Genomic DNA, 25,647 nt, shown 5'->3' on the forward strand with positions numbered 1-25,647 from the left:
CGTTTGATTTCTTAAAATCAGTTTATCACAAGATTAAGAATCTTCATTCCACTTAAAGTCAATTCATGTTGAGAAAGTTTTTTCTAATAGTCAATGTCTCAACACTATTAGCAAGTATATAAATTATGAACTATACTCTGTCAGTAAACGTCAAACATTTGCCGTTTACAATTTGTAAAAAAATCTTTGAGCATAGATCTTAACATTATATATAAGGACGCTGTCTTAGGAGTTATAACTGTAGGAATTGATTTGAAAGACAACGTTCAAGATTGGTTACTTAAAAAAATGAAAAATAAATTTCTGTAAATCAAAAGCACAGTAGCATTAAGCACTGTGCTTTTTTATCTCTTTATATCCCCGTTCCTGACTCTAAGATTGTTTTCCAGCCACCAGGATCAGTGATTTTATGTCCACCCGGGTCTTTTGTGAATTCTCCCATGTTCTTCCCTCTCTCCAAGGATAAAATAAAGCATAAAATTATTCAGCTAAAAAAACACCACTATATGGAGTTCTCATAACATTGATCCATTTTCTTAATGTTTCTCTATTAGCTTGAGTAATCGGATAACCTCTACCTGTACAAACTTTTTCTGCACCTGGTGAAAGCGAACTGGTTGTTACAATCAAACCAGATTCAGCACCATACTCTTGCATATCTGCCCATAGAGATTTCACTACCATTTTTTCAATTTTTGTTTTGTGTCTCTTACATTGAATTAGAATCGTTGCTGGTCCTGGTTTATCACTTTCTTTTAGCCAAACTCGTGCATCTATTCCATCATCATCTCTTCCTTCACCTATTTCAACATAATATCCATGTTTTTCAAAAAATTCACATGTTAGAGCTTCGAATTTCCTCCAGTTTATCTCACCCATTGAATCAAAGTTATGACTTAAATAGTCAATATATCGTTGATCAAAGAATTTCCCATAATTAGTTTCTAAAGATTCACTTTCAAATAACCCTCTTAATTCTGCCACATCCTTCCAATTAACTTGTCTAGTCCATCCCCATGGACTTTTATGTAACCTCAAATTAATAGCTTTTATTATCTCTATCCCCATATATGCTCCTGCAATGCCATATTTCTTTTTTGCAGTTTCTAAAAAAATTGTAGGATCGATTACCGCCTTGTTTACTACTTTTGCTGTATTCATTGTTTTCTTTTGAAATTCTATAAATAATCGAATTAAATCCGAATACATTTTGGAGGTTTCAGGATTATTTGAATACTTCCTAGACAGTAAAATTGTAGGAGATACATTACTAGGATTTTCAGTATTTCCTACCTTATATAATAAATAACTAATTAGCTCTTCATATATTTCTGATCTAATTCTAATTACTTGTTGGTCTTCTCCAAACCAAAAATCATGAAATTTTTCAGGTATAATCTCTCCAAATTCCTCACGATTTAAAGCTAACCCTGATTTGTATCCCACTATTTCACTGGTTCTCCCAATTAGCTGACTTCTGTTGGTCCATATTGCTCCCATAAAAGCTCCCCCTTACTTAACCAATTACTCATCTCACAATATTAAAATAAATACTTCTTTATCTTTTTATTATAATTATATAAATATTGTAGCTCATCTATCCTATATTTGTAAATTTCCTTTACATAAATTAAGCTGAAATGCTATCATTTCTTATACCACTTATCATAATTTTGTCTAGAAAACAATTATTTCTAGATGAAAAATACTGCAATAATCTTTTCATCCTAATTCCCCTTTAAAATCCTTTACATTTCCGTTAATCATATCGCTAATTTTTTTGTCTATTGTAAACATTAAACCGACAGCATCTGACAATCATATCCTATAACTGAATTTGTTCATATATGGTAAAATGTATCCATCGCTGATATGTCCACCTTTGTAATTTTTATAACAGCAAAATTACAACTAGACTTATACAACATGATTCAAAACAAAATGAAGGAGTGTTTTAAGTGAAAGGACATATTCGAAAAAGAGGAAATAAATATTGCATCGTTATTGATATCGGCCCTGATCCAGAGACAGGAAAAAGAAGACAGAAGTGGTTTTCTGGATATAAGACAAAAAAAGAAGCACAGGCTGATGTTGCGAAGAAGATTACAGAATTAAATGAAGGAACTTTTATAGAGCCGTCAAAAGTTACATTAAAGGAGTATCTAAAACATTGGCTAGAAATTAAAAGTATGAGTATAGAAAGAAGTACTTTTGTTGGTTATAGGGCATTTATCAACCAACATGTTATACCTAGTATGGGAATGGTCACACTCCATAAATTAAATGTTATGCACATTCAAAAATGCTATAAAACTGCGATAGATAAAGGTATTGCAAACAATTCTATTCTGCTTATGCATAGAATATTAAAGAGCGCTTTAAATCTAGCTGTAAAACAAAATATTATTTCTCGAAATCCAGCTGCTTTTGCTGAGATACCGAAAAAAGAAAAAACCTCTATCCAGACTTGGACAGAAGACGAAGTAAAAAAGTTTCTTTTGCATTCACAAGAATCACGATATCACATTGGGTATCTACTTGCAATAACTACAGGTATGCGTCTGGGAGAAGTTCTAGGGTTACGATGGCAGGACATTGATTTTGAAAAACATACAGTTACAATAAATCAAACATCTGGTCATGACAATAAAATCAAAAAAACTGCAAAAACAAATTCATCAAAACGCACAATTCCTGTACCTAATGAAACAATAGTAGCCTTAAAAAAACATAAGATTTTAATTAATAAAGAGAAATTAAGGTTTGGTTCTGCTTATCTAGATCAAGATTTAATAAATTGTAATGAGTTTGGAAGAATCATAAAAAGAGCACATTTCAGAAAAAGTTTCATTAGGGCGACACACAAAGTAGGTATAAAAGAAATTAAATTCCATGATTTAAGACATACACACGCAACTATACTATTGAAACAAGGAGTTAACCCTAAAATCATTAGTGAGAGATTAGGTCATACAGATATTTCAATGACATTAAGTGTCTATTCTCATGTTTTACCGAATATGCAGGAAGAAGCCGTTAAAAACTTCGGTAAAAGTATCTTTGGATAACCTATGTTTGCAAAATGTTTGCATTTTATCAAAAAAAGTCAAACAAACGTTGTCATATCAAGGTTTGTTTGACCTATAATCTTATATTCTTGATAAAATCTCCGAATCCCTATTGAAATATTTAATAATGGAGCGTTCTCACCACCGCGGGTTATGCATTGAAATCGATATACATAGGAGAAAAAATCTTGTGTTTTTTCATCTTTTATCGGCTCTGACATCGCCTCACAAATATTTTGTGATCTAAGAGGAGAAAAATAGAATTCTTCTTCATTTGTATTTTCTAAATATATAGGACGCTCACAAAAAATATGTGAGATTAAAGCGGGTATCCACTTAGAATACGTTTCATTATCATGTAGTACTGGCAAATTAGAAATCAAATCGGATTGCCATTCATATTTTGGTGGTTCTACTAATCTATTTGGCTTCCAATCATGAATAATCTCATACCAACTTTGAAAAATATAATCGAGCTGCTCTTGTTTAATAGGTTCTTTTGATACAATCCATGGTGTATTTTCATTTAATACGTACGGATTATGCTGAATAAACAATATATCTGAAAACATATCATACAATCTTTCATTCAAACGTTTCAACTTACTCGTTAATAAAAATGTCTTATAATGTATCTCTACGATGTCCAGCCATTCAATAGGAAAGTATATAAATGATACCTTTTCATTTAAAAGGGGTTCTACTATATTTTCAAATGTTAGCAGCCTTAATTTTTTCATAAAATGATTCCTTCCTTTCTTCAGTTGTCTTGATTATCAAAAAGCTAGAACAATAGTTACTTAATCTAATCCATTTAAATCAAGTATTTAAAAGAAAAGTAAAAACTATTTATCTGAATAAAACATTATCAAATCGACTCTTTTAACAATTAAAAGTAATTATCATATACAGCACCTCATTATATTTATATTTTAATACATTTAAATTATACAATTTATATAATGTATTGTACTTATCATTTACAAAAAATTTACAAAAAACTAAAAAAGAACACCTTAAATCGGCGCTCTCTTTACAAATATTAAGCGTTATGTAATTGAACATATAGATAACAGTAATCCTCCAAATGAAATTGTTCCTAGTAAACCTACTACAAATCCTGTTAAACAAATACAATCAGCAAGACAAATAGAAGACTGCGATAATGGAACGAATGACCTACTTGTACCCGAACCATATTGTTTTATCTTCTCATAATTCATATCTAACATTAAATGTAGACATGTTACACCATCCTCAATAGTATGTACAGATTCTTTTTCTAATCGCTCCAATAATTTACTATCAAAAGCAACTACTAGAGGGTACTGCTTATCCGATTTCATATTTTGATAAATTAGTTGCAAACGAGATAATATATTATTTTTCTTCTTTTCAGATGTTACTGTACATTTCATATTATTAAATTCATTTAATAACAGTGATAATTCATCTCTTTTTCCGTATAAATCTTTAGCTATTTTTCTCTTTAGTTTATACGAATGGAAAATAGATTTTAGTTCAACCATATTCATACACTTCCTAATTACATAGTATTTACCCTATTATTTTGTAGATAAACAGTACTTTTTAATCTTATTTAAAATACACTTAAGCAACTTATTTTACTATCGATTAACATTACATTAACCTTACACGGTTGTAATAAAATCATTAGCTATAAGGAAGCAATGCCCAAACTAGACAGATATTTAATGATAAAACCATAAGAAAAAAACAATGATTAGATTTTAAATCTAGTCATTGCTTTATCCATCACATCTTGATTACATCTATATATCTTATTGTTACTCTTTCACTTGAATGATTGAATATATCCATTAATAATGGCTATATTCTTTGTCGGCACGTACATATAACTAATTTTTTTTAATTGATAAAGTGAAACTTTAATCAGCTCTCACCAATCGGGCTTTTATGGGCAGTCCGCCACCTAACTTCTCTTTGCTCTCGCTGAATTTTTTTGGGGATGTTACTGCCCGCAACTAGCAAGATAGATGTTATCAATATTCATACGTTACAATAGTACCGGTAGTATCAGTAAAACCATCAAAACAGTTAGAGCAACCACCACAGCCTCCACAACCGCCACAGCCTCCGCAACCAAAACAACCGAAGCAACCAATACAACGGAAGCCACCACAACGGAAGCCGCCACAACGACCTCCACCACAACCGCCACAACGACCACAACCGCCACAGCGACGAGCAGCATCTTCAATATAGTAATATGGATATTGGTTTTGCTGGTCCCAATAGACAATATTTCCAGACCGGTAATCATTAAGGCTTAACGCTTGTAGTTCTTGTTGAAACTGATTCATTTTCATAACCTCCGTTTATAAAATACAACCTCATCGATACTTCCCTATATTCCTGTTCGTTACATCTAAGTAGAAATAGCGCTATAAACTAAGTTCAATACGTACACCAACAAAGTATGACTTATCACTAGATGATGCACCTTGTTCATATACCTATTTTTACTATGGGCTCATTTTTATAAAGTGAAACTTTAATCAGTGGGGTTTTGTTCATCCCCTACCTAACTTCTTTGCTTCCGCTGAATTTTGAGGTGGGGGGCTTACTGCCCGGCAAATAGCGGGATAAATAAAAATTAAAAAATATGAATTCTAGCGTCATATCTTCATACTTACTAAGTTCAATTAATTTCTCAACAATTATGATGCCATATCCTATATATTTCTGTCTGCTGCTTAGATTTTTCTGTACTGTAAATGGCTTTCGCTATAACACCTCCAAGTGACCGGTTTCTATGACGGTTAAGAAATTCCAACAAAAAAAAGCCCTAATTAGGGCTTTTCATTCTATTTTTCCAGCAAATCTCTATATGAAATTGCTAATTGAAAAAAGACACATTTAGATTGATGCGTCTTTTTTTGATGCCTCTTTTGTGAAATCATATAAAGCAATTGCGCCTAAAAGAACAAGTATCCCTTGAGGAACATCTAGCAAAATAGTTTTCCAAATTTCTGGAATTACCCATTTAATATCTGCTGCTGTTTCAAGATATGTTTGGAAATAGCTGATTGTAAAATTAATTATCCCTAAAAATACAAACAACGATAAACCAAATCGAATTAATTTCTTATTTGTAAACATATAACACCTCTCAAAATTCATTGGATATTCCTGCTTTTGCTTTTTTATATTTACATATCTCTATATCTAATTTTAACACATAAAGAACTCAAAAAAATACGATATGCATATTTGCATATCGTATTAACAACACTCCATGATAATTTAGAAATTCCTGCAAAGAAAAAACAACTCCGTTACAGCTAACAGCTCGGGTTTCTTTTCTTATTTAACTTCATACCACCAACATTTACGTTCTTTGATTGTAAAATAAATGTGACAGAAGTTTATCCAGTTAATGCGTAGACAAGTAAATGAGCTAAATTATCGATATTCTATTTCGCCATTTCCGTAGCACTAATGACTTTACGCAAATTTGACAAGAAAAAATATATAGCTAGGTATGATCCATACCTAGCTATAACATTACTTCTATTCTTTACCCAATTACGTCTTTTACGTCTGTATCCACTGGCCACTTTTCTAATGTATAAGCCATTTCCCAAAATGAATATTCATATTGACTGCTAATAATAAAATGCTGTTTCATACGCTTGCGGTCTGTCTCTGTTACTTTTTCAGCGATAGTATCTAAACGTGTAATTTGTTCTTCAACTAGCGTACGGAACCAATCAGATCCATAAGCAGAAATCCATTCGTTATAAATTGGCTCTTCCGGCTGGCACTCTTTTAAGCGTTCGCCAATTTCATAATACAACCAATAGCAAGGTAAAATTGCTGCAATGATATCTCCTAAATGCCCTTCATACCCAGCACGATACATATGTGAAGTATACGCATATGCAGTTGGCGCAGGAATAAAATTATCTTTTTCTTCTTTTGTTATCCCTAATTTCTTCGCAAAATTCTCATGTAAAGATAACTCTGCCTCATATGTATTTTGAGCATGATGTGCCATACGAGCTGTCGTCTCTAATTCAAGAGCTTTCGCAGCTCCTAAAGTTTGTACTCTAGCAAAATGGCTCAAATAATATGAATCTTGAAGCACATAATAACGAAAACTAGCTAAATCTAACGTTCCTTCACCAAGTTTTTTTACAAAAGGATGGTTAAAACTCGCTTCCCAAATTGAATCTACTTCTTTACGTAACGATTGTGAAAAAGTCATTTAAATCCCTCCAATAATGTATAAAATATAAGTATTTATCCACAATTATTAAAGCTGTAAAATAAAAAAACTTTCTTTACAGGCGTAAAGAAAGTGAAATCGACAGTATTTATTTACTCATTAAATAGCAACGTCTTTCCCACTTCCCTACGCTGGCATTAACCAGATCAGGTACTAAGAGTCTCAAAATCACATTTGATCTCAGCCTATAAAAGGCCCCCCTAGTGGATAAATATTTTGTTTTTATAATGTATTCATCATAGCATACTTCGTGAAACTGTCAAAAAATTAGTTATATAATTCCCTTAAAACCCTTCTTCTTTTCTAACTTTTAATGATGTTTCAATAATCATATCTAATAGTTCGCTATAACTAATTCCCGCCGCTTCTGCACTTTTTGGCAATAAACTTGATTGTGTCATCCCTGGTAATGTATTAATTTCCATTACATATGGAATTCCGTCCTTCACCATCATATCAACTCTTGCATAAACACTACATTTTAATGCTTTATAACAAGCAAGTGACGCTTTATTTACACGTTCATTAATTTCTGCTGGAAGTTCGATAACTTCCTCAACTGTACTAGTATCATCATATTTTGCATTGTAGTCAAAGAACTCGGCTGCATGTCGAATTGAAACTATAGGTAACTGTTTTCCATCCAGAATTGAACATGTAATTTCATCACCTTTTATATACTTCTCAATTACTACTTCAGAATCCCATTCGAATACAGTTTCTAGCATTGAGATCAATTCATTTTTATTATAAACGATTTTCACTCCGACACTCGATCCGCCAGAGTTTGGTTTTACTACTAATGGAAATCCTAACTTATCTAACTCATCAAGATTTAGATCCTCCATTTTTGTAAGTTCAATCCAATCTGGTGTTTCTACACCTTCATAACGTAAAATCTTTTTCGAAATATTTTTATCCATACATATACTGCTAGATAACATATTACTTCCGCTATAAGGAATCCCTAAACTCTCCAGTGTTCCTTGAACTGTCCCATCTTCTCCGTATTTTCCGTGTAACGCGAGCAACGCAAAGTCAATGTCTTTCGCTTTTTCAATTAAATCCACTTTTTCATTTAATGTAATTGGAACTATTTCATACTTATTTTTATCTAAATGAGCAATCATTTCATTCCCCGTCATAATTGAAACTTGTTTTTCAGACGATACCCCGCCCATAATAACACCGATTTTCATTTTCTCAACTCCAAATTTCATTTTTTAATGTATCACCAATTATTTTAATTCCCCGAACTATTTCTTCTTCTTTCAAGCGCGAAAACCCTAATCGGAAAGTGTTCGCTCCTTCTCCATCAGAGTAAAAAACATCTCCAGGTGAAAACGTAACGCCTTTCTCATAACACTTTTGTAAAAGTGTGCGGGCATTCATATGCTCTTCTAGTTCTATAAATAAATGAAGTCCACCATCTCCAGTCATTCTTTTGAAATGAATGTACTGGTTACATGCCCCGACAGCTAACTCATATTTTTTCTTATAAACAGATCTTGCCTTTTTTAAATATTTCTCAAAATATCCCTCATGTAAATATTGAAACAGAACAGCTTGATCTAGCGTAGATGTGTGAATCGTTCTTGCTCTTTTTACGCTTTCTAAATAATGAATCAGCTCTTTATCTGCAATAATCCAGCCTACACGTAAACCAGGGAAAAGTACCTTTGAAAAGCTACTAATATAAATCACATTATTGCCAGCTCCCGCAAAAGTTAATAATGGAGCTAAATGTGAACCTGAATAACGTAATTCTTCATTAAATCCGTCCTCTATAATAGGAACGTTATATTTTGAGAATAACCTCATCAATTCCGTTCTTTTCTCTGAACTCGTAACAATACCGGTTGGATTATGATAAGAAGGAATTAAATAAGCAAAATCAAAATCTTTTTCACGCAAGCTTTTTTCAACTTTATTCGTATCAATACCATCCTCATTCATATCAATCCCATGAACTTCAAGTCCATGTAAACGGAACAGCTTTAGTGCAGCGTGGTGAGTTGGATTCTCACAAATGACACGACCAGATTTTTTTGATAAAGAAGAGAGTACAATATCCAATCCTTCTGTAAATCCATTTGTAATTAGAATATCTTTATTCGAAATGTCTACGCCTTTCATTTCCATGTAATGAAGTAAATAATTCATTAACGGTCTATATCCCTTTGCATATCCGTAGTTCAATACGATGTCTCCTTCAATGGACATACGAGTAAGAAAAGCTCTTTTGAAATTTTCAACATCAAATAGCTTCTCATCCGGGGCTATACTATTAAAGACAATCATTCCCTTTTCCCAACGAACACCATGTTTCATTAAATCTAATTCATCCGCTAATGCGGTCACTGTATTAAGTTTATTTTTCCAATCTATTTCAACAGACGAAGTGTTAGATATATCCACCTTCGCAACAAAGTTCCCTTTTCCTTTAACTGCATAAATGAGTCCTTCTTGTTCTAAATCTGCATAAGCAGCGAGTACAGTGTTTCTACTCACACTTAGTAATTCACTTAGTTCCCTTGTTGATGGGATTTTTTGATCCCCGAGCAAATGCCCTTTCATAATCATCTTCTTCAAATAATCTTTCAATTGAATATAAACAGGACGATCTTTAACAACTTTAAAATCCTTAAACAATTCCTTACCCCCTGCAATCATTTTTTCATATTTATTTCATTCTCAAAAGGTCCACGACATATGTATTTTTTATAAAGGGCGGTACGGTCTTACAAATCTTTTCGATATAAGTTAATCACATCTTTTAAAGCTGCAGCTGCAGCGCCTCGTGGATTAGAAGCCCCACCAATTGTAGTAACTTGTCCCATCGTATCTGTAAAGAACGTAATTCCTTTTTCGGTCCCATTTACTTTTGCTAACGGATGATCTTTTTCTATTTCGCACGGTTCAACATTTAAATTCACATTGCCACCCTCATCCTTATATGTTGATGCTATTAATTTAATAATTTTATGTTGTTCCTTAGCATTTCTAATTTGCTGTTTTGTAACGTGCTCGATTCCTTTTATATGTATATCAGTAAGTGTTTTCTCTGTTTCCATTAAGCTGTTTGTCAAAAGTAACAATTTACACGCACTATCTGAACCACTTATATCTAATATAGGGTTTGTCTCAGCAATTCCTTTATCTTGTGCTTCTTTCAATGCTTCTTCAAATGTCATATCTTCCTCATACATTTTCGTAAGAATATAATTAGTTGTTCCATTTAATATTCCTTCTATTTTTTCAATACTGCAACCGGCTAAACTAAATTGTCCGATATCTAGGGTCGGTAATGCAGCGGCTGTTGCACCGCTATATCGAATTCGTACATTTGCGCCTCTTGCTGCTTCATTTATTTCTCTCCAGTTTGTAACGAGCGCCCCTTTAGAAATTGCTACTATATCCATCTGTTTCTCAATCGCTTGTTTCATATATTGTTTCCCTGGATTTCCATCTTTAAGATTTGTAACTGTTGATTCTACCAATACAGTACCACTTATGCTAGTTGTTGCACGTTCCTTCGGATGATACTCTAAATATTTTTCAATTGCAGCGGTACCGCCACCATACATCAATAAATGATGAAGTGATAAGCCGTCTTCATTATGTATTGCAATATTTCTCCCTAATACGCCACTTACAACTAATTGAATCCCATATGTTTCATATATATATGAATATTTTTCATTTAATAATTTTATAAACTCTCTGCCTACTGTTCCGTATCCTGATAATACAACTTGAATTTTCATAATATCCCCCCATATTTTTCTACCAAATCCCTCTTTCAATATAATATAAAGCGCTCTCGAATTCCATCGAGAGCGCTTTATTATTACCTATTTCGGTAAACGTGATAGCTTTTCAGCAATTGTTCTATAAAACTCTTGAATGCTAGAAAAACCTAATGAGTCTGAAACACTTAATCCTACCATATCGAGATGATCCCAATTCGCTTTCGTTTCGATATGATTCCATTTTCCAATCTGTAATGACCCATTATTATTTACAGCAACATTAGAAGATGGTGCAATCATAGAATTCGTATTTACTACACCATCATTTTGCCACCAAGAAGTATCAACTAACGGACGGTTTTCTTCATATCTCGCATAAGAACCTAAGAAAAATGCATTCCCCATCAACACTTTATTCATCGTAATATGCGGTAAATGTAAACCTGTTATAGGTGCTGCTTGTGATGCATGTCCACTATAGGATAAATAATACACATCTGGTTGCGTCTTTACCCAATTATTTAACTCCTTTGCACCATCTGTACTTAAATCCCATTGACTTATATCTTTTGTATTTTTCCAAAGTGAACTATTTAGAATACGATTACTATATTGGAAAAAGGACTCTCCAGCATTTTTCTTTATACCCCATTGATCCAATTTAAAATCATATAATGATAAATTATTGTTTCCTCCAAAGCTTGCAGCTGTAATGAGTAAATCTTTAACGAACGGCAGTAGAAGACTACCATCCGCAAGTGTTGTACCGTTGTGAGGGGTTGCTAATGTTGTAACACTATGAACATATGATTTTCCGCCTTCAAATAGTGGTGATATTTTGATGTCTGGGTGATTTTTCACATAATTCTTTTCTTCAAAACTACCTTCTTTTAATAGCTGTACTAATGTTCTAATCGTTTGTCCACCCATGCTATGTCCAACTAAATGAACTTTATTTGTTTCACTCCAATTCGGCGCAAAACCACTATAAGTTCTGCCAAAACGATTATGTCCATGTTTCTCAGCATGTACGGCACCATAGTCTACTGTCCCACCGCTAATTTGTGCATACAATTCACATGCACGATCCCAGTTACTAGAAACAGGTCCAACAGCTGCGGTATGTACCGTATAACCATTGCGTTTCAAATCTTCCTGTATATCATGAACACCACCCCAATATTTTACGCCAAGCATTTCTTCTCTACCCCATCCAGCAAATCCATTCACCAATATGATTGGATAATTATTTTGTTGCCTCTCTTCAGCGTATGATATTTTCGCTGCGAATGAACATACGGTCACTAATGCGAAAAAACATATTTTTAAAAATAACTTCCCCATACTTTCTCCCCCTAATAAAACGTTTACATTTTTCTTTTTTAAAAAATTAACAGAATACTTTAATAACTTAAACATAATGTAAAGTATTTTATATACGTTGTATATATAGAAAACATATACAAATGTTGATAAATATTAATTCAAGTAAATATTTACTTTTTACAATACAACTTGTAAATCTGTTTATTTGAATTTATAATTAGATATAGTTGCCTCATGTTAAAAAGATTTAAAAACCATAAGAAAACTAATCTCATTGCTTGAAAAGGAGGAAAAAGCATGCAAATCGGATCAAATATTCATACATTATCTCAACCTACTAAAATAACTTCATCTACTCTTGAGCATAATACTATCTCTTCTACTAAACTTGAAAGTAAGAAAATAAATGATCCTATCAAGTTTGATATTCGTTCATCTGAAAAAGAAATGAAACAGCCTGAGCATAAATTTAATGAATTAGATTTATGGAAGATGTTAAAGGATAAAGGTGTTCCTTTATGGATTATACTTGAAATGCTACAAAAGGCTCGTAAAGAAAAAGAAGCACAAAATAATTCAGTTCAAAATTCAAATGCGATTGAAGAAACGAGTGAGACTCGATTAAATGAAGTAATGTAAAGCATAATAATTGATTTGTCTATAAACTAAAAAGAGTTCGAAGCTGATGAAATTTTTATCAACTTCGAACTCTTTTTTAAGGTTTTTCGCCAATCGTTACAAAGTGAAAAGATACTTCTCCTTCCAAACCTTTAATTAACTTTTTTACTTTGACATTTTCATTAACCAATGTATTATCTGTCGACATTTTAGGTTTTTCGTCACCTAGTGATTTTTTCAAATGAAGAAGATGCATTTTCATTTCATTTGCCTTTATTTCTTTATAAACACTATTTTTTGCTACAATCATATACCATTCCGTTGAATATTTACGATTGTTACCTATCCAAGCATCACTATCGTATGTAACAGGAATCTCTTCCTCTCCTATTTTAATACTTTTCATAGTCTTATTGTCTTCACTTGTAAATAATAGCGCCCCTTCTTTGGGGAATTTCGGTAACGTATCTATAATATAATTGGAGCCATCATCTTGTTTTCGAAAAAGTTTTTCTTTAATCAATGCTTGTGCTGTAGATTCATTTAAAATTAAGACATTTCCATTTCCAACTTCCCCTTTTTTCACAGAAAACACTTCATTTTCTTCCGTAATTTCCTGATAACGATTAATAATTGGTGAAATATTATTTTCATCTCCAATAATTAATACACCGTTTGCAGGAAATGGATTTTCCTTTTTAGAACATGCACTAAAACTTATTAATAATAGTATCGTTAACATAAAAATAGTTAAAGTTCTTTTCATCTCGTTTCCTTTCATCATACAGTTCATTTTTCTACATACTTTATTGTAGTCTTACAAGCTAATAAATTCTATTGCTCCATAACCTTATAAAGCTTTTGCAGATAACGCCAACGGGTTATAAAGAAATATAAAACTTGTATACATATAAATGAAATTAAAATAACGATAGAGCTATTTATGATAGAAAAATCGACTAATTGCTGTAATGCTATATAAGCGACTACAGTATGAATCACTGCAACGACAATTGGTAAAAAGAACATTAATAATAACTGTCTCGTTACAACTTTTTTTAACTCACCTTTACTTAATCCCATTTTCGAAATCATTTTATATTGCTGCTGATCGCGATCCAAATCTGTATATAATCGGAAATAAATAAAACTAGCAGCGAATGTAAAGAAGACGATTCCGACTAAAATACTTACCATAAGTAATAAACCATTCTTTTGCTTTGCTTCCAACAAGTTTAATGTTAAAGCTTCAAAGTAGAAATCTCTGTCCCTAAGATCTTTATCGAATATACTCTTTAATTGATTGGAAATCTCTTTCGTTTTTATCCAATCATCTACAACAAATCCGTAAGTACGATATGGAATTTCTTTATTAACTGGGTCACTAGTAAGAGGCATTCCATCATATACCTGATCTTGAACAGCGATATAAATAGTTCTAGAATCGTGTGGTAAAACTAAATTTTCTACAGCTTTTTTCACATGAAATGTCTTTGTCCAGTCACCTTGAATGACTTCTATATTCTTTTTATACTCGCCATTTTTAAATTCTTGTTTTTGTGATACGACTCCAGGAATTAATAAAATTTCATCTTCTTTTTCAATTTTTTCTTGTTGATAGCCTAGTGCTTTAGCAAGATCGTTGTATTCACTTAACTTCATTACATTTACGCCATTTTCTGTGTATATATATGAAGATGAAGCCATTCGATACGGAATATTAGCATCAGAAAGGTGCTTTTTTATAATAGAAAGATTTTTATTCAATACTTTGTCATTTTCAAGACTTCCATACAAAAATGTATAGGGATTTGTCATCCTTACTAAATCCCTATTTCCAATTGCGGCTGTTGTACCAATTGCTGTAAATGCAACTGCTGAAACAATAGATACTATAAAAAACATCGTTGCATTATCTTTCATACGGTAAATTAATTCAGAAAATGTTAATATATTTGTTCTCTTTAAAAAGAAAGATTCTCTCCTTTTAGCAAGGCGCAATATATACACGCTACACTGTGTATATAAAAAGTACGTTCCTATAATTACTAGGAGCACACCTATTCCAAGCGTAATAAAATTGGTACTTGGTATGAAGCGAAATACTGAAAAATATCCATACCCTATACTAATTAAAGAAAGTAGCGATAATAAAACTGAAGATTTCGGTTCAGGTTTTGGCTTTTCCTCTGCTCGAATAAGTTCCACAAGTTCCGTTACTTTTATCATTTTAAATGTAAATAATGAAACAATTAAAAACAAGAAAAGAAATGTGATAACAGTTAATAATACAGCCCGCACTGGTATATAAAAAGGTAAACCATTATTAATCATTAATACACTTGCACTTATCAATAAGACTAGTTTAGAAAATATGAGTCCAATGAAAATCCCTATACAAATTGAACCAAGTCCAATCAACATATTTTCAATTAATAATAATTTCTTAAGCTGTCTCATTGACATACCTTGCATCATTAAAATGCCAAATTCTTTCTTACGCGTTTTTAAAAACGAACTAACTGAATATAAAATGAAGAAAAATGAAAATACAAAAATCAATCCTTGCGAAACTGAAAATCCCAATGTACCAAATGCACTTATTGTTGCACTTGTCGATTTCAACTCACCTTGTAAATCAGGATGAAATAATAAAAGAGCATACGTAAAGAAAATCATAATAGAAAATGCACTACTTAAAAAATGGGCAGCATATGTACGCTTATTGCGAAAAATATTATTAAATGCGAACTGACGAAAAGTCATGCCTTTTCCCTCCTAACAAAGAAAGGACATCCATAATCTTTTGATAAAAAGTTTGCCTACTTTCACCACAATAAATTTCGTTATATAGTTGACCATCTTTAATAAAGATTACTCGGCTGCAAAAGCTCGCTGCATACGGATCATGTGTAACTAACATCATCGTTGCTTTTTCTTCTTTATTTAGAGTATCCAGCATCTCCATTACATCATTTGAAGATTTAGAGTCCAAGTTCCCTGTTGGTTCATCTGCAAGTAATAATTGCGGCTTATGAACAATTGCACGAGCGATTGCTGTTCTTTGAGCTTGTCCCCCTGATATTTCAAACGTTCTTTTATTCAATATATCTGTAATATTTAACTTCTCTGCAATCTCTTCCAATCGCTTGTTCATTTCTTGCACGGAAACACCATCTAAAGTCATCGGCAATACGATGTTTTCTTTTACAGTAAGTGTGCTAAGAAGATTAAATGATTGAAAAACAAATCCTAATTGTTTTCTGCGGAATAACGCTAATTCTTCTGATGATAATTGAAAAGGATTTGTGCCATTAATAAATATTTCTCCCGATGATGGAGAATCAATAGTAGATACCATATTCAATAACGTTGTTTTTCCGCTACCTGATGGACCCATAATTCCTACAAATTCACCTTCTTGAATTGATAAATCAATATCTACTAATGCTTTATAAGGTACTTTCCCTTTATATACTTTACTAATACTTTTTGCATGTAAAATTTCCATGTATATTCTCCCTTCATTTCCACTGCTCACTATAAAGTGTAAATGAATTGTCTTACAGCTCATATTGATTCATCTTTCATTTACCTTACACGCTTGTAAGATTTCTAAAAAAAATGACAACATAATTATTTCAAACTAAAATTAACGCATAACTATCTTATAATAATTGTATAGTAGTAGGAAATATAATGTATAATAAATCTTTATTATATAAATGAGAAAAGACCGATTGCTATCGGTCTTTTACTACCAAACGTTATATTTTTATCCACTCAGATTTTCTCAATATATAATGATTATATATTTGATTTTCTATCCTCTGTTGGCTCTTATAAATAAACCCGCATTTTTCAATAACTTTATTTGATGCTACATTGTTAATTAAAGCAATTGCGTTAAGGACATTTAAATTTGTTTCTTTAAACAAATAGTCAATTAAACCTTTAGTCGCTTTTGTAGCATAGCCATGATTTTGATATTCATTTGAGATAGCATACATTATCTCTCTGTTTGGTGAAGGGAGTTCTTCTTTCATACCTGTGCAGCACCATCCAATGAGTTCATTTGTAGCTTTCTTAAATATTCCTAGCTTTAACATATGATTATCTATGTTATTCGTAGTTTTCACTGCATCAAGAAATGCTTTGTTTGCTGGTATTTCATAATCTGCAATCCAATCCACCCTTTGTTCTTTCGTTGATTTCCAGTCTGGTAAAAATTTTGCTATTTCCGGTTGATTTGCTATTTTATAAATACTCTCTGCATCTTTGACCGTAAACTCTTGCAAGTATATATCTCCACAATCTATTTTAAATAACTTAGTGAATCTCTCTTCTCCCATGTTAATCCCCCTTATTTACGTTATAGCTCCTTAATCTGCTTCGTAAGTTCAATAAACCGTTCATCCAGTGCTTTATATTCTTTGTCTTTAGAAGTTAAAAAGCTTAATTTTCCTAATACTTCTTGTTTCTCTGTTTCTAACGTTAAACGTAGCTCTTCAATATCGTCTCTTGTTTTAGTAGGTTCTTCTAGCTGCTTTTGTATCGTATTGTTTGAAAACACGAGTTTTGTGTTAGTTGTTTTCTCCAGAAAATATCGATCGTGAGATACAATTACTAATGTTCCGTTATACTCAGCTAATGTATTTTCAAGTTGTTCACGTGAAGGTAGATCCAAGTGATTCGTCGGTTCGTCTAAAATGAGTACATCTTTTTCATCTAAAATATAAGCCATTAGCTTACACTTTACTCTTTCTCCCATACTCATATGCTCAATCGGCTCTTTCCATTGAGACGCTTGGAATCCTAAATGTTTCATTAAATTTTGGACTTTTCCTCTTTCTTCAAACGTCTCTTTAAAAAATAAATTTTCTGGTGTTTTATCAAGCGGTAAATCAAAAACTTCTTGTGTTAAATAGCCGATGTTTGCTGAAGGTGAAATCCATATTTCTCCTTCAGCAGTTTCCGTTCCCATAATCATCTTCAGTAATGTTGTTTTCCCACTACCGTTTGGTCCAACAATCGCAACTTTCTCACCGTGCTGAATTGTAAAATTAACGTTTTCAAATAATACTTTCCCATGAAAGTCTTTTTTTAATTGCTTTACTTCTAAAAAGCGTTTTCCTACTTTTTTGTTCGCTTGAATAGAAAACTCAACTGAATACTCTTCTTTCACACGTTCTACTTTCGTTTTCTCCAGCTCTTTTTCAAGTCGTTTTCGTTTTGACTTCACTTGTGCATCCATTCGCTTCGCTTTTACACGATAGAATTCTTTCACACCTTCTTGTTTTGTAGACTGCGCGTGTGCCTTTTGTGACCATGAACTCAATTCTTTTATATGTGTTTCTACTTGTTCTATCTTTTTTTGCTGCTTTTCATATTCACGCTGCTGCGACTTTCTTTTTTGCTCACGTGCTTTCATGTAGCTCGTATAATTACCACTATGCTCAATTAATTTTTTGTCCTCAATTGACCATATTTTTGTTGCGACAACATCTAAAAAATATCGATCATGTGATACAACGATAACTGTACCTTTCATGTTTTTTATTTGTTTAATGAGAAATCCCGTACTGATCTCATCTAAATGATTTGTCGGTTCGTCTAATATTAAGACATTAGGATTTTCAGCAAATCCTTTTGCTAATCGAATTTTCAGCTTTTCACCACCACTTAAAGTATGAAAATCGTTCGTTGGCACGCCCCATTTCGCAAGAAGTTCTGCTTCTTTTGCAATTACATCATTACTAATAAAAGATTCTATTTCTTGCTCAACATATGCGGTTGTCATATTCATTTGCTGCCATTCAACAATCCCTTTTGAAGGCTCAATCTTTCCATTTATTAATTGAAGTAACGTTGATTTACCAGCACCGTTTTTACCAATTAATCCGATAACATCCCCTTGTTTTACTGTCACATTCATTTTCTCTAACAACATATTTTCTTTTATTTCAACATAAACATCATTTAATTTTAATAGTTCTTTCATAATACCGATCCCTTTCATTAAGGGAGAATAAAAAAATCCTCCCAAATAAATTTGGCAGGATTAGTCGTTAAAATATTTACACCCAAATAAGCTATTACGTAACATAAATAGCAATACCGTTCTATGGAAATTGGGCAGACTAATCCTATTTTTTAGAAATTGAAATTTATTGAATTTCAACATTTAAAAATAAGATTAGTTAATCATCGTCCACCCATCATTCCTTTCTGTCATTAATAACCATATTGTACCATGATAATACTGTATGCGTAAATATTATTATTTGTACTTCAAAAGCAATTATTTTTCTTCAAGTTTATTTTTACAATTTCATGTGCTCATATCTTTAATTTTTACTAATTTGTATCATTTATTCATATGAAAACTTTTTAAAAAATACAAAACAAGGCTAAAAAACTTATCTCCAACGTTCTTTAGCCTTGATCACTTTTTACACATTAAAAAATATTACTCGTACTACCGTACCTTTATCAACTTCTGAATGGATTTCTACACTATGTCCTAATTGCTTCGTAATTTCATATACGAGATATAGCCCCATTCCTGTTGATTCTTTAAAATCTCTACCGTTTTCTCCTGTAAAGAAAGGTTTGAAGACTCTTGGTAAATCTTGCTTCGGTATACCTACGCCATTATCAGCAATTTCAAGTATAACGGTATTACCTTCCTTACAAGCTTTCACTTTAATCTTTTCTCTACTACCTGATGAATATTTAATCGCATTCGATAGTATTTGCCCAATTAAAAATTGTAACCATTTCGCATCACTTTCTACAGTAATGTCCTTATCAATTTCAAGCTCTGGATATACAAAATTCCGGATAAAGAACCGTTTATGCTCATGTACCGAATCATTCACTATTTTATGTAGTTGTACTCTTTCTACATAAAAATCTTGTGTAAATGCTTCTAAACGTGCGACATACAGAGCCATTTCTAATCCCTTTTTTAATTGATCAGTTTCCTCATTTATACTTTCAAAACGTGAATCTACTTCATCCTGTGTAATTAATTCTATTACAGATAAAGGTGTTTTCATTTGATGAATCCACTGATTCATAAAGGTTAAATGGTCATTATTTTTTCTCTCTTGCATTTGCAGCTGATTTTGATAATGTCGATATTGCACCTCAAGTAGTTCTTGAAGAGCAGCCGATACAGCTGCAAAATCAGATTTTTGAACAGATTCATCCAAAGATTGCATCGGGTTTGCTAAGCGCTCATAAAAAGAACGATGTGTAAAATAACGAAACACTAAATAACTTCCTATAAAGAAAACACCTAGAAACATTGCATATAACGCCGTTGTAATATGATTATGCCCATCAAACCAATATACGAGAAATATAGCTAGTAGTTGAATTATAGTAAAGCAAATAAGTGGTATATGATCACGTATAAACAACCTTATCATTTTTCTATACCAGTATCCCAAGTAATATGCAATCTATATCCAACACTACGAATCGTTTCAATCGCACCTTCTATATGTAACGTTTGTAACTTTTTACGCACACGTGTTGTATTTACACTTAATGTATTATCATCAACATAAGATTCACTATCCCATAATTTATTTAACAACACTTCCCTACTCACAACACGCGGATAATTTTTCATTAATGTCTCTAATAAAATAGCTTCGTTTCTCGTTATATCAATCTCTTCGTTTCTAAGTTTCAATACAAGTCTTTCAGGATATAAACAAAGGCCTTGTTGCTCAATCATTCGCTCTTCTAGTTTCGGTGCATAATCTCCATATGCACGTCTTAAATGACTACGAATTTTCGCCACTACAACTTCATAATGAAAAGGCTTCGGAATAAAATCATCGCCACCATTTTCTAACGCCATAACTTGATCCATCGTGCCTTCACGGGCCGAAATGAATAGTATCGGACATGTAGAAACTCCGCGAATTTGACGACACCAAAAGTACCCATCAAAACTCGGTAAATTAATATCTAATAAAACTAACTCTGGTTGTTCTTCTAAAAAAATGTTTAATACATTTTGAAAGTCCGATACAATAACTCCTTGATAACCATATTTCCCAACATGTGTCGATAATAGTTCTGCAATTTTCATATCGTCTTCTACAATCATAATTTTGACCATTATTGAACTCCTTTTTAATCCACAATCTCAAATATACTTATATAAAATAAATACTACCTCTTTTCACAAAATCCGTAAATTAAAAAAAGGATGCTTTTATACAAAAGTATCCTTTTTCGTCCCTTATCTATTTAATATGAAATTTACTAAAAGTAAATCCTAGTTTCTCCACATAATCCATTCCTAGTTCCATACGCGCTGTTTTCAGCGGATCCACAACTTGGCAAACTTTTAAATTACCTGCTGCCGATAATAAAAGCGTTGCATCAGCTTTAGACATTGCTAATTCTTCATGTAAAAATGTCACCATATTACGTACAGCACGATTTGCTGCATCATCTAGCAATTTTTCTGAAGCAATCGTCATTACTCTTTCTTTTTGAATAGCCATTGGTAGTGGCCATTTTTTCCCTTTTATAATTTGAACTGTTACAGTTACCTCACCAGCAACCTCTACACCACTAACACCAATTTCACCATCACCCATTGCTGCGTGTAAATCACCTAACGCTAATAGTGCTCCTGGGACATTAACTGGTAGTAGTAATGTTGTTCCTTCTTTAATTTCTTTACAGTCCATATTCCCGCCATGATCATGCGGTGTGCCACATGAAATGCGCTCTTCTTTCGGTGCAGTACCAATTACCCCAATCATTGGATTAATCGTGATTTGTAGTTCACTTGAAAACAAAACATGTTCATTATGTATTGGGACAATTTTCACTGTATTTTCATTTAACTCATCCCCTATTACACCAAGGTTTGCACCTGTAGTTAAAACGCCCTGCTCTGCAATTTTAATCTTTTCAATCGTTACGGCTAATATATCGCCAGGTTCTGCTCCTTTAACATATACAGGTCCAGTCGCTGGATTAATTCGGTTCCAATCTAATTCTTGAAACACAACATCTTCAGAATCGATTTGATTTTCAAAGCAATCATATGTTTCAAATATAAGACTGCTCCCAATTTCCACTTCCATACAAGGCTTATTTTCTGGTGACATTGAGTAAATGATATGGTCTTTATGAATTCGATACATAATACCTCTCCCTTTTATATTTATCTACTATTACTAATTAGCTCTTTTTATACAAGCTCCTCTTAAAATTAAATGTTATTTTTATGTAAAAAAGCACGCAGATTGTTTTATAACATACACTCTTTACTATAACAGAAAGGTGGTATCACTATGCCCCTTATTCCATACAACGAAAGTGATGTTGATTTACTAGCTCGTTTAATTCGTGCTGAAGCTGAAGGCGAAGGTCGCCAAGGTGAGGAGTTAGTTGGATGCGTTGTAGTAAACCGTGTATTTTGTGATTGCTTAGATTTTAAACAACTCCGTACCGTACGCGACGCTGTATATCAAAGCCCCGGCGGATTTGAAGCAGTACAATATGGATATTTTTATCAACGCGCTCGTGAATCAGAAAAAGAAATTGCACGAAAAGTTTTACAAGGTGAATGGCGCTGGCCTGCACGATGGGCTCTTTGGTATTTCCGTCCAGTTGGAGCTTGTCCACCTGAATGGTATAATCATCCATTTGTAGGACAGTTTAAAAGCCATTGTTTTTATGAACCAAGTGGTGATGAATGTCCGAAAATGTATTCACGATAGTAAAAAAGAAAACACCGAAAGTACCTGCTTTTATATATACTTTCGGTGTTTTCTTTTCATTCAAGTAATCGAATAGTAAGATAAAATATTTAACTCCTATAACATTTTATTAATCGAATATTCAACATGTACTGAAGTTTCTTAGACTAATAGAAACCAAATGGTATATAAGAGGTTATCACTAAATAACAACTTTTAGTTTTAATGTATATATTTGTTTATAAAAAAATGATAAACTAATTTACGCATTGGAAAAATTTTATAATGATAAAAAGGGGATCACTATGAAATTACTACGTTTATTTCTCATTCTAACTCTTGTTGTATTATTAAGCGCATGTGGTAATACAGCAGTAAAAGTCACCAAGGTTCAAAAAAACGGCGAAACAACTTTAAACATTGGCTCCCTGAAAGGGTATTATGATGTACAAACGATCAAAACTGAACAAGGAAATGTACAATTTCCTTTTGATGCAACCGTTGAAGAGGGTACAATTTTATTACAAATCACTAAAGACGATAAGGTCATTTACGAAGAAGAAGTCACTTCTCAAAAAGAAGGTTTACTTTCTTTTGAAGCACCAAAATCTGGATCTTATAATTTAATTGTACGCGTAAAGAACGAAAAAGAAAAAGCAAAAGGTATACAAATACATACAAAACTATAAAAAAAACGGCAAGCGAATTCTAGCTTGCCGTTTTTATTTCTAACTCAATTTTCATAATATATACTTATTGATTAAACGAATTGTTTTGTGTATACTTCATCTTTATTTACATTCTATATTTAGACATTATTCTTAAAAAATCTTCTAAAATAAAAATTAAGTTATGATTTCCGGAATTTTAGTTTAATTACCTAAAAAAATTCTTTATCGCTTCTAATTGAATTTTGTGACTACACTCATCACAACAATATACCCCTTTTGGTTTTTCTTTAAATCGCTTATATTTTTCACTGCCTTCGTAAACACGAAATATATTCTTACAAGAAAAGCAAACAATCTCATAAAACATCATATGCATTTTCCTCTCCTTGTTTATACACTTTTTTAATCACTTGTGAGAAGGTCATTTTTCTACAGCATAAATTTTAATATCCTTTGACTAAAAGGTTTACCTCTATTCTTATCGAATTATATTAATATCTTATAACGCGAGGTGAACATCTTGTTCAGTAATATAGAATTAGTTTTAGATGCTAAAGCAAGTTTAGCTGAAGGACCATGTTGGAATGAAAAAAAGCAACTTTTATATTGGGTTGATATTATGGAGAGAAAATTATGCATATACAATCCTACCGCTAATACGAACCGAGTAATTGCACTCAATCAACAAATCGGCTGTGTTGTTCCATATTTAGAGGATGTACTACTCTTAGCTATGGAAAAAGGCTTTTATTCTATTAATATAAATACCGAAAAACTGACACATATTTTTGACCCTGAACCACATTTAATAGAAAATCGTTTCAATGATGGAAAATGTGATCCAGCTGGTCGTTTCTGGGCAGGTTCTACAGATACATACGGTATGAATACTGCAGGTTCCTTGTATTGTTTACATCATAATTTAAGTGTAGAGAAAAAAGTTTCACATGTAAATACATCAAATGGAATTGCTTGGTCACCTGATCATACATACTTTTACTTTATAGATACACCTACTAAAAAAGTGGTTCGCTATCAATATAATATACGTACTGGAGACATTCATAATCCAATTGATGTAATCATTTTCTCTGAAAATGATGGTCTACCTGATGGTATGACAATTGACGAAGACGGCTGTTTATGGATTGCACATTGGGGAGGTTCAAAAATAACTAGATGGAATCCCTCTACTGGAGAAAAAATATTAAGCATTCCAATTCCAGCTTTATATGTAACATCATGTACATTTGGAGGACCTAATTTAACAGATTTATATATCACAACAGCCAGAACAAGAATGACTGATGACGAATTAAAAGAGTATCCACATGCTGGTGGTATTTTTCGAATTCAAACAAATGTTAAAGGCTGTCCCACCTATTCATTTTGCAATAAAAATATTGGAGCTGAAACAATGTGAACCGTATCGATTACATAAGACAAGAAGAAAAGCAATATCACGGCCTTTGCTATGAACAATATAAACTATTTGAAATTGGCTCTTGGCTGTACAAGCCGGTTAAAACAGTTATGGACTTGATGGGTCACTTTGAAGGACAAAACAACTTGCAAGTACTTGATCTTGGCTCTGGCGTCGGTAGAAATAGCATTCCAATTGCACAAAAGATAAGAAATACTAGCAGCACTGTTACATGTGTTGAGTTACTTAATTCCGCTTTAACAAAGCTACAAACTTATAGCAAAGAACATGATGTATTCGAGGTTATAAAAACAAAACAAGCAGCAATTGAAAACTAGCATATTGACTCTAACGCTTATGATTATATCGTTGCAGTATCCAGTTTAGAACATATCAAATCAGAAGAAGATTTTAAAAACGTACTTCATTCTATGAAAAAAGGGACAAAAAACGGCGGTATTAATTGTTTGATTATTAACTCTAACATACAAGAAATTGATTTAAAAACGAATGAAGAATTAGAAGCTTTAATTGAAATTAATCTCTCAACCGAAGAACTGATACGTCTATTAAAAAACATTTATAAAGGATGGAAAGAAGTAAAAGTTGAAATAAAAGAATTAGCTTATAATATAGTTCGTAATGAAAGACACATTCAATTAAAAACAAATGCTATTACTTTTGCCTTTCAGAAATAATACTATAAAAGGTAAGGATATTTTCTCATATATTCATAGGAACACCCTTACCTTTTATCTTCATAATATTATTTCGTT

24 protein-coding genes, 2 pseudogenes and 1 riboswitch are annotated in these 25,647 nt (G+C 32.3%); of the genes and pseudogenes, 6 read left to right on the top strand and 20 right to left on the bottom strand.

Features of this window, described 5'->3' with window-relative positions; genetic code table 11:
• Positions 1–480: 480 nt before the first annotated feature.
• Positions 481–1,500, bottom strand: a complete 1,020-nt coding sequence (locus B9A45_RS16900; RefSeq protein WP_084064306.1) for a restriction endonuclease — start codon at positions 1,498–1,500, stop codon at positions 481–483.
• Positions 1,501–1,958: 458 nt separating this feature from the next.
• On the opposite strand from B9A45_RS16900, the gene B9A45_RS16905 reads away from it, so the two are divergent.
• Positions 1,959–3,068, top strand: a complete 1,110-nt coding sequence (locus B9A45_RS16905) for a site-specific integrase (protein ID WP_084064307.1) — start codon at positions 1,959–1,961, stop codon at positions 3,066–3,068.
• Positions 3,069–3,106: 38 nt separating this feature from the next.
• On the opposite strand, the gene B9A45_RS16910 is transcribed toward B9A45_RS16905, so the two are convergent.
• The 10 genes and pseudogenes from B9A45_RS16910 to B9A45_RS16955 all read right to left on the bottom strand — a co-directional run bounded on the left by B9A45_RS16910 (position 3,107) and on the right by B9A45_RS16955 (position 12,437).
• Complete coding sequence (locus B9A45_RS16910; protein WP_084064310.1) at positions 3,107–3,808, bottom strand: pPIWI_RE module domain-containing protein; 702 nt, start codon at positions 3,806–3,808, stop codon at positions 3,107–3,109.
• Between the two features lie 309 nt (positions 3,809–4,117).
• Entirely contained in the window at positions 4,118–4,603 is a 486-nt protein-coding gene (locus B9A45_RS16915) for a homoserine dehydrogenase (protein ID WP_084064313.1), read from the bottom strand.
• A 209-nt stretch (positions 4,604–4,812) separates the two neighbouring features.
• Positions 4,813–4,947: pseudogene (locus B9A45_RS31705) on the bottom strand (site-specific integrase); the annotation flags it as partial.
• Between the two features lie 145 nt (positions 4,948–5,092).
• Positions 5,093–5,413 carry a heterocycloanthracin/sonorensin family bacteriocin gene (locus tag B9A45_RS16920; RefSeq protein ID WP_001071364.1) on the bottom strand — a complete coding sequence of 107 codons (321 nt, stop codon included), beginning with the start codon at positions 5,411–5,413 and terminating at the stop codon, positions 5,093–5,095.
• 556 nt (positions 5,414–5,969) lie between these two features.
• On the bottom strand, positions 5,970–6,233 hold the full coding sequence (locus B9A45_RS16925; RefSeq protein WP_002101034.1) for a DUF3937 family protein: 264 nt from the start codon (positions 6,231–6,233) through the stop codon (positions 5,970–5,972).
• Between the two features lie 397 nt (positions 6,234–6,630).
• The gene (gene tenA / locus B9A45_RS16935; protein WP_084064316.1) at positions 6,631–7,320 is read right to left on the bottom strand and encodes a thiaminase II; all 690 of its coding nucleotides are present in this window, start codon (positions 7,318–7,320) and stop codon (positions 6,631–6,633) included.
• A 127-nt stretch (positions 7,321–7,447) separates the two neighbouring features.
• A riboswitch (TPP riboswitch) is annotated at positions 7,448–7,553 on the bottom strand.
• A gap of 72 nt (positions 7,554–7,625) precedes the next feature.
• Positions 7,626–8,540, bottom strand: coding sequence for a D-alanine--D-alanine ligase (locus B9A45_RS16940; RefSeq protein ID WP_002063153.1), 915 nt, complete (start codon positions 8,538–8,540; stop codon positions 7,626–7,628).
• Between the two features lie 4 nt (positions 8,541–8,544).
• Complete coding sequence (locus B9A45_RS16945) at positions 8,545–9,993, bottom strand: MocR-like pyridoxine biosynthesis transcription factor PdxR (protein WP_000471614.1); 1,449 nt, start codon at positions 9,991–9,993, stop codon at positions 8,545–8,547.
• A gap of 89 nt (positions 9,994–10,082) precedes the next feature.
• Positions 10,083–11,108, bottom strand: coding sequence for a homoserine dehydrogenase (locus tag B9A45_RS16950; RefSeq protein ID WP_000701762.1), 1,026 nt, complete (start codon positions 11,106–11,108; stop codon positions 10,083–10,085).
• Positions 11,109–11,195: 87 nt separating this feature from the next.
• Positions 11,196–12,437, bottom strand: coding sequence for an esterase/lipase family protein (locus B9A45_RS16955; protein ID WP_000517066.1), 1,242 nt, complete (start codon positions 12,435–12,437; stop codon positions 11,196–11,198).
• Between the two features lie 279 nt (positions 12,438–12,716).
• Between B9A45_RS16955 and B9A45_RS16960 the strand changes: the two genes are divergently transcribed.
• On the top strand, positions 12,717–13,058 hold the full coding sequence (locus B9A45_RS16960; protein WP_001165522.1) for a DUF3914 domain-containing protein: 342 nt from the start codon (positions 12,717–12,719) through the stop codon (positions 13,056–13,058).
• Positions 13,059–13,134: 76 nt separating this feature from the next.
• On the opposite strand, the gene B9A45_RS16965 is transcribed toward B9A45_RS16960, so the two are convergent.
• From B9A45_RS16965 to B9A45_RS17000, 8 genes are all read right to left on the bottom strand, one after another.
• A complete protein-coding gene (locus tag B9A45_RS16965) occupies positions 13,135–13,821 on the bottom strand; it encodes a lipoprotein BA_5634 family protein (protein WP_142263098.1) in 687 nt (228 codons plus the stop codon).
• Between the two features lie 50 nt (positions 13,822–13,871).
• Positions 13,872–15,803: an ABC transporter permease gene (locus tag B9A45_RS16970; RefSeq protein ID WP_000144153.1), complete on the bottom strand. Its 1,932-nt coding sequence runs from the start codon at positions 15,801–15,803 to the stop codon at positions 13,872–13,874.
• Positions 15,778–16,548, bottom strand: a complete 771-nt coding sequence (locus B9A45_RS16975; protein ID WP_000404276.1) for an ABC transporter ATP-binding protein — start codon at positions 16,546–16,548, stop codon at positions 15,778–15,780. The genes B9A45_RS16970 and B9A45_RS16975 overlap by 26 nt, the downstream gene beginning before the upstream one ends.
• A gap of 256 nt (positions 16,549–16,804) precedes the next feature.
• On the bottom strand, positions 16,805–17,389 hold the full coding sequence (locus tag B9A45_RS16980) for a GNAT family N-acetyltransferase (RefSeq protein WP_000503527.1): 585 nt from the start codon (positions 17,387–17,389) through the stop codon (positions 16,805–16,807).
• 20 nt (positions 17,390–17,409) lie between these two features.
• The gene (gene abc-f, locus B9A45_RS16985) at positions 17,410–19,038 is read right to left on the bottom strand and encodes a ribosomal protection-like ABC-F family protein (protein WP_084065604.1); all 1,629 of its coding nucleotides are present in this window, start codon (positions 19,036–19,038) and stop codon (positions 17,410–17,412) included.
• A gap of 451 nt (positions 19,039–19,489) precedes the next feature.
• Positions 19,490–20,473 (bottom strand): sensor histidine kinase, encoded by a 984-nt coding sequence (locus B9A45_RS16990; RefSeq protein ID WP_084064319.1) that lies wholly within the window; start codon positions 20,471–20,473, stop codon positions 19,490–19,492.
• The gene (locus tag B9A45_RS16995) at positions 20,470–21,177 is read right to left on the bottom strand and encodes a response regulator transcription factor (RefSeq protein WP_000239000.1); all 708 of its coding nucleotides are present in this window, start codon (positions 21,175–21,177) and stop codon (positions 20,470–20,472) included. The genes B9A45_RS16990 and B9A45_RS16995 overlap by 4 nt, the downstream gene beginning before the upstream one ends.
• Before the next feature lie 127 nt (positions 21,178–21,304).
• Positions 21,305–22,219, bottom strand: a complete 915-nt coding sequence (locus B9A45_RS17000) for an acetamidase/formamidase family protein (RefSeq protein ID WP_084064321.1) — start codon at positions 22,217–22,219, stop codon at positions 21,305–21,307.
• Between the two features lie 150 nt (positions 22,220–22,369).
• On the opposite strand from B9A45_RS17000, the gene B9A45_RS17005 reads away from it, so the two are divergent.
• Both B9A45_RS17005 and B9A45_RS17010 read left to right on the top strand, forming a co-directional pair.
• A complete protein-coding gene (locus tag B9A45_RS17005) occupies positions 22,370–22,798 on the top strand; it encodes a cell wall hydrolase (protein ID WP_084064324.1) in 429 nt (142 codons plus the stop codon).
• Between the two features lie 284 nt (positions 22,799–23,082).
• A complete protein-coding gene (locus B9A45_RS17010; RefSeq protein ID WP_000771814.1) occupies positions 23,083–23,466 on the top strand; it encodes a BA_1872 family lipoprotein in 384 nt (127 codons plus the stop codon).
• Between the two features lie 187 nt (positions 23,467–23,653).
• Here the strand turns inward: B9A45_RS17010 and B9A45_RS17015 are convergent, their stop codons facing one another.
• Entirely contained in the window at positions 23,654–23,824 is a 171-nt protein-coding gene (locus tag B9A45_RS17015) for a DUF2197 domain-containing protein (protein WP_000551046.1), read from the bottom strand.
• A 144-nt stretch (positions 23,825–23,968) separates the two neighbouring features.
• On the opposite strand from B9A45_RS17015, the gene B9A45_RS17020 reads away from it, so the two are divergent.
• Together B9A45_RS17020 and B9A45_RS17025 are read left to right on the top strand one after the other, a co-directional pair.
• Positions 23,969–24,871: an SMP-30/gluconolactonase/LRE family protein gene (locus B9A45_RS17020; protein WP_084064326.1), complete on the top strand. Its 903-nt coding sequence runs from the start codon at positions 23,969–23,971 to the stop codon at positions 24,869–24,871.
• Positions 24,868–25,569: pseudogene (locus B9A45_RS17025) on the top strand (class I SAM-dependent methyltransferase). Before B9A45_RS17020 ends, B9A45_RS17025 begins: the two are co-directional and overlap by 4 nt.
• Positions 25,570–25,647 lie beyond the last annotated feature (78 nt).

It is taken from the genome of Bacillus sp. JKS001846, from assembly GCF_900176455.1.
GTDB classification, from domain to species: Bacteria; Bacillota; Bacilli; order Bacillales; family Bacillaceae_G; genus Bacillus_A; species Bacillus_A cereus.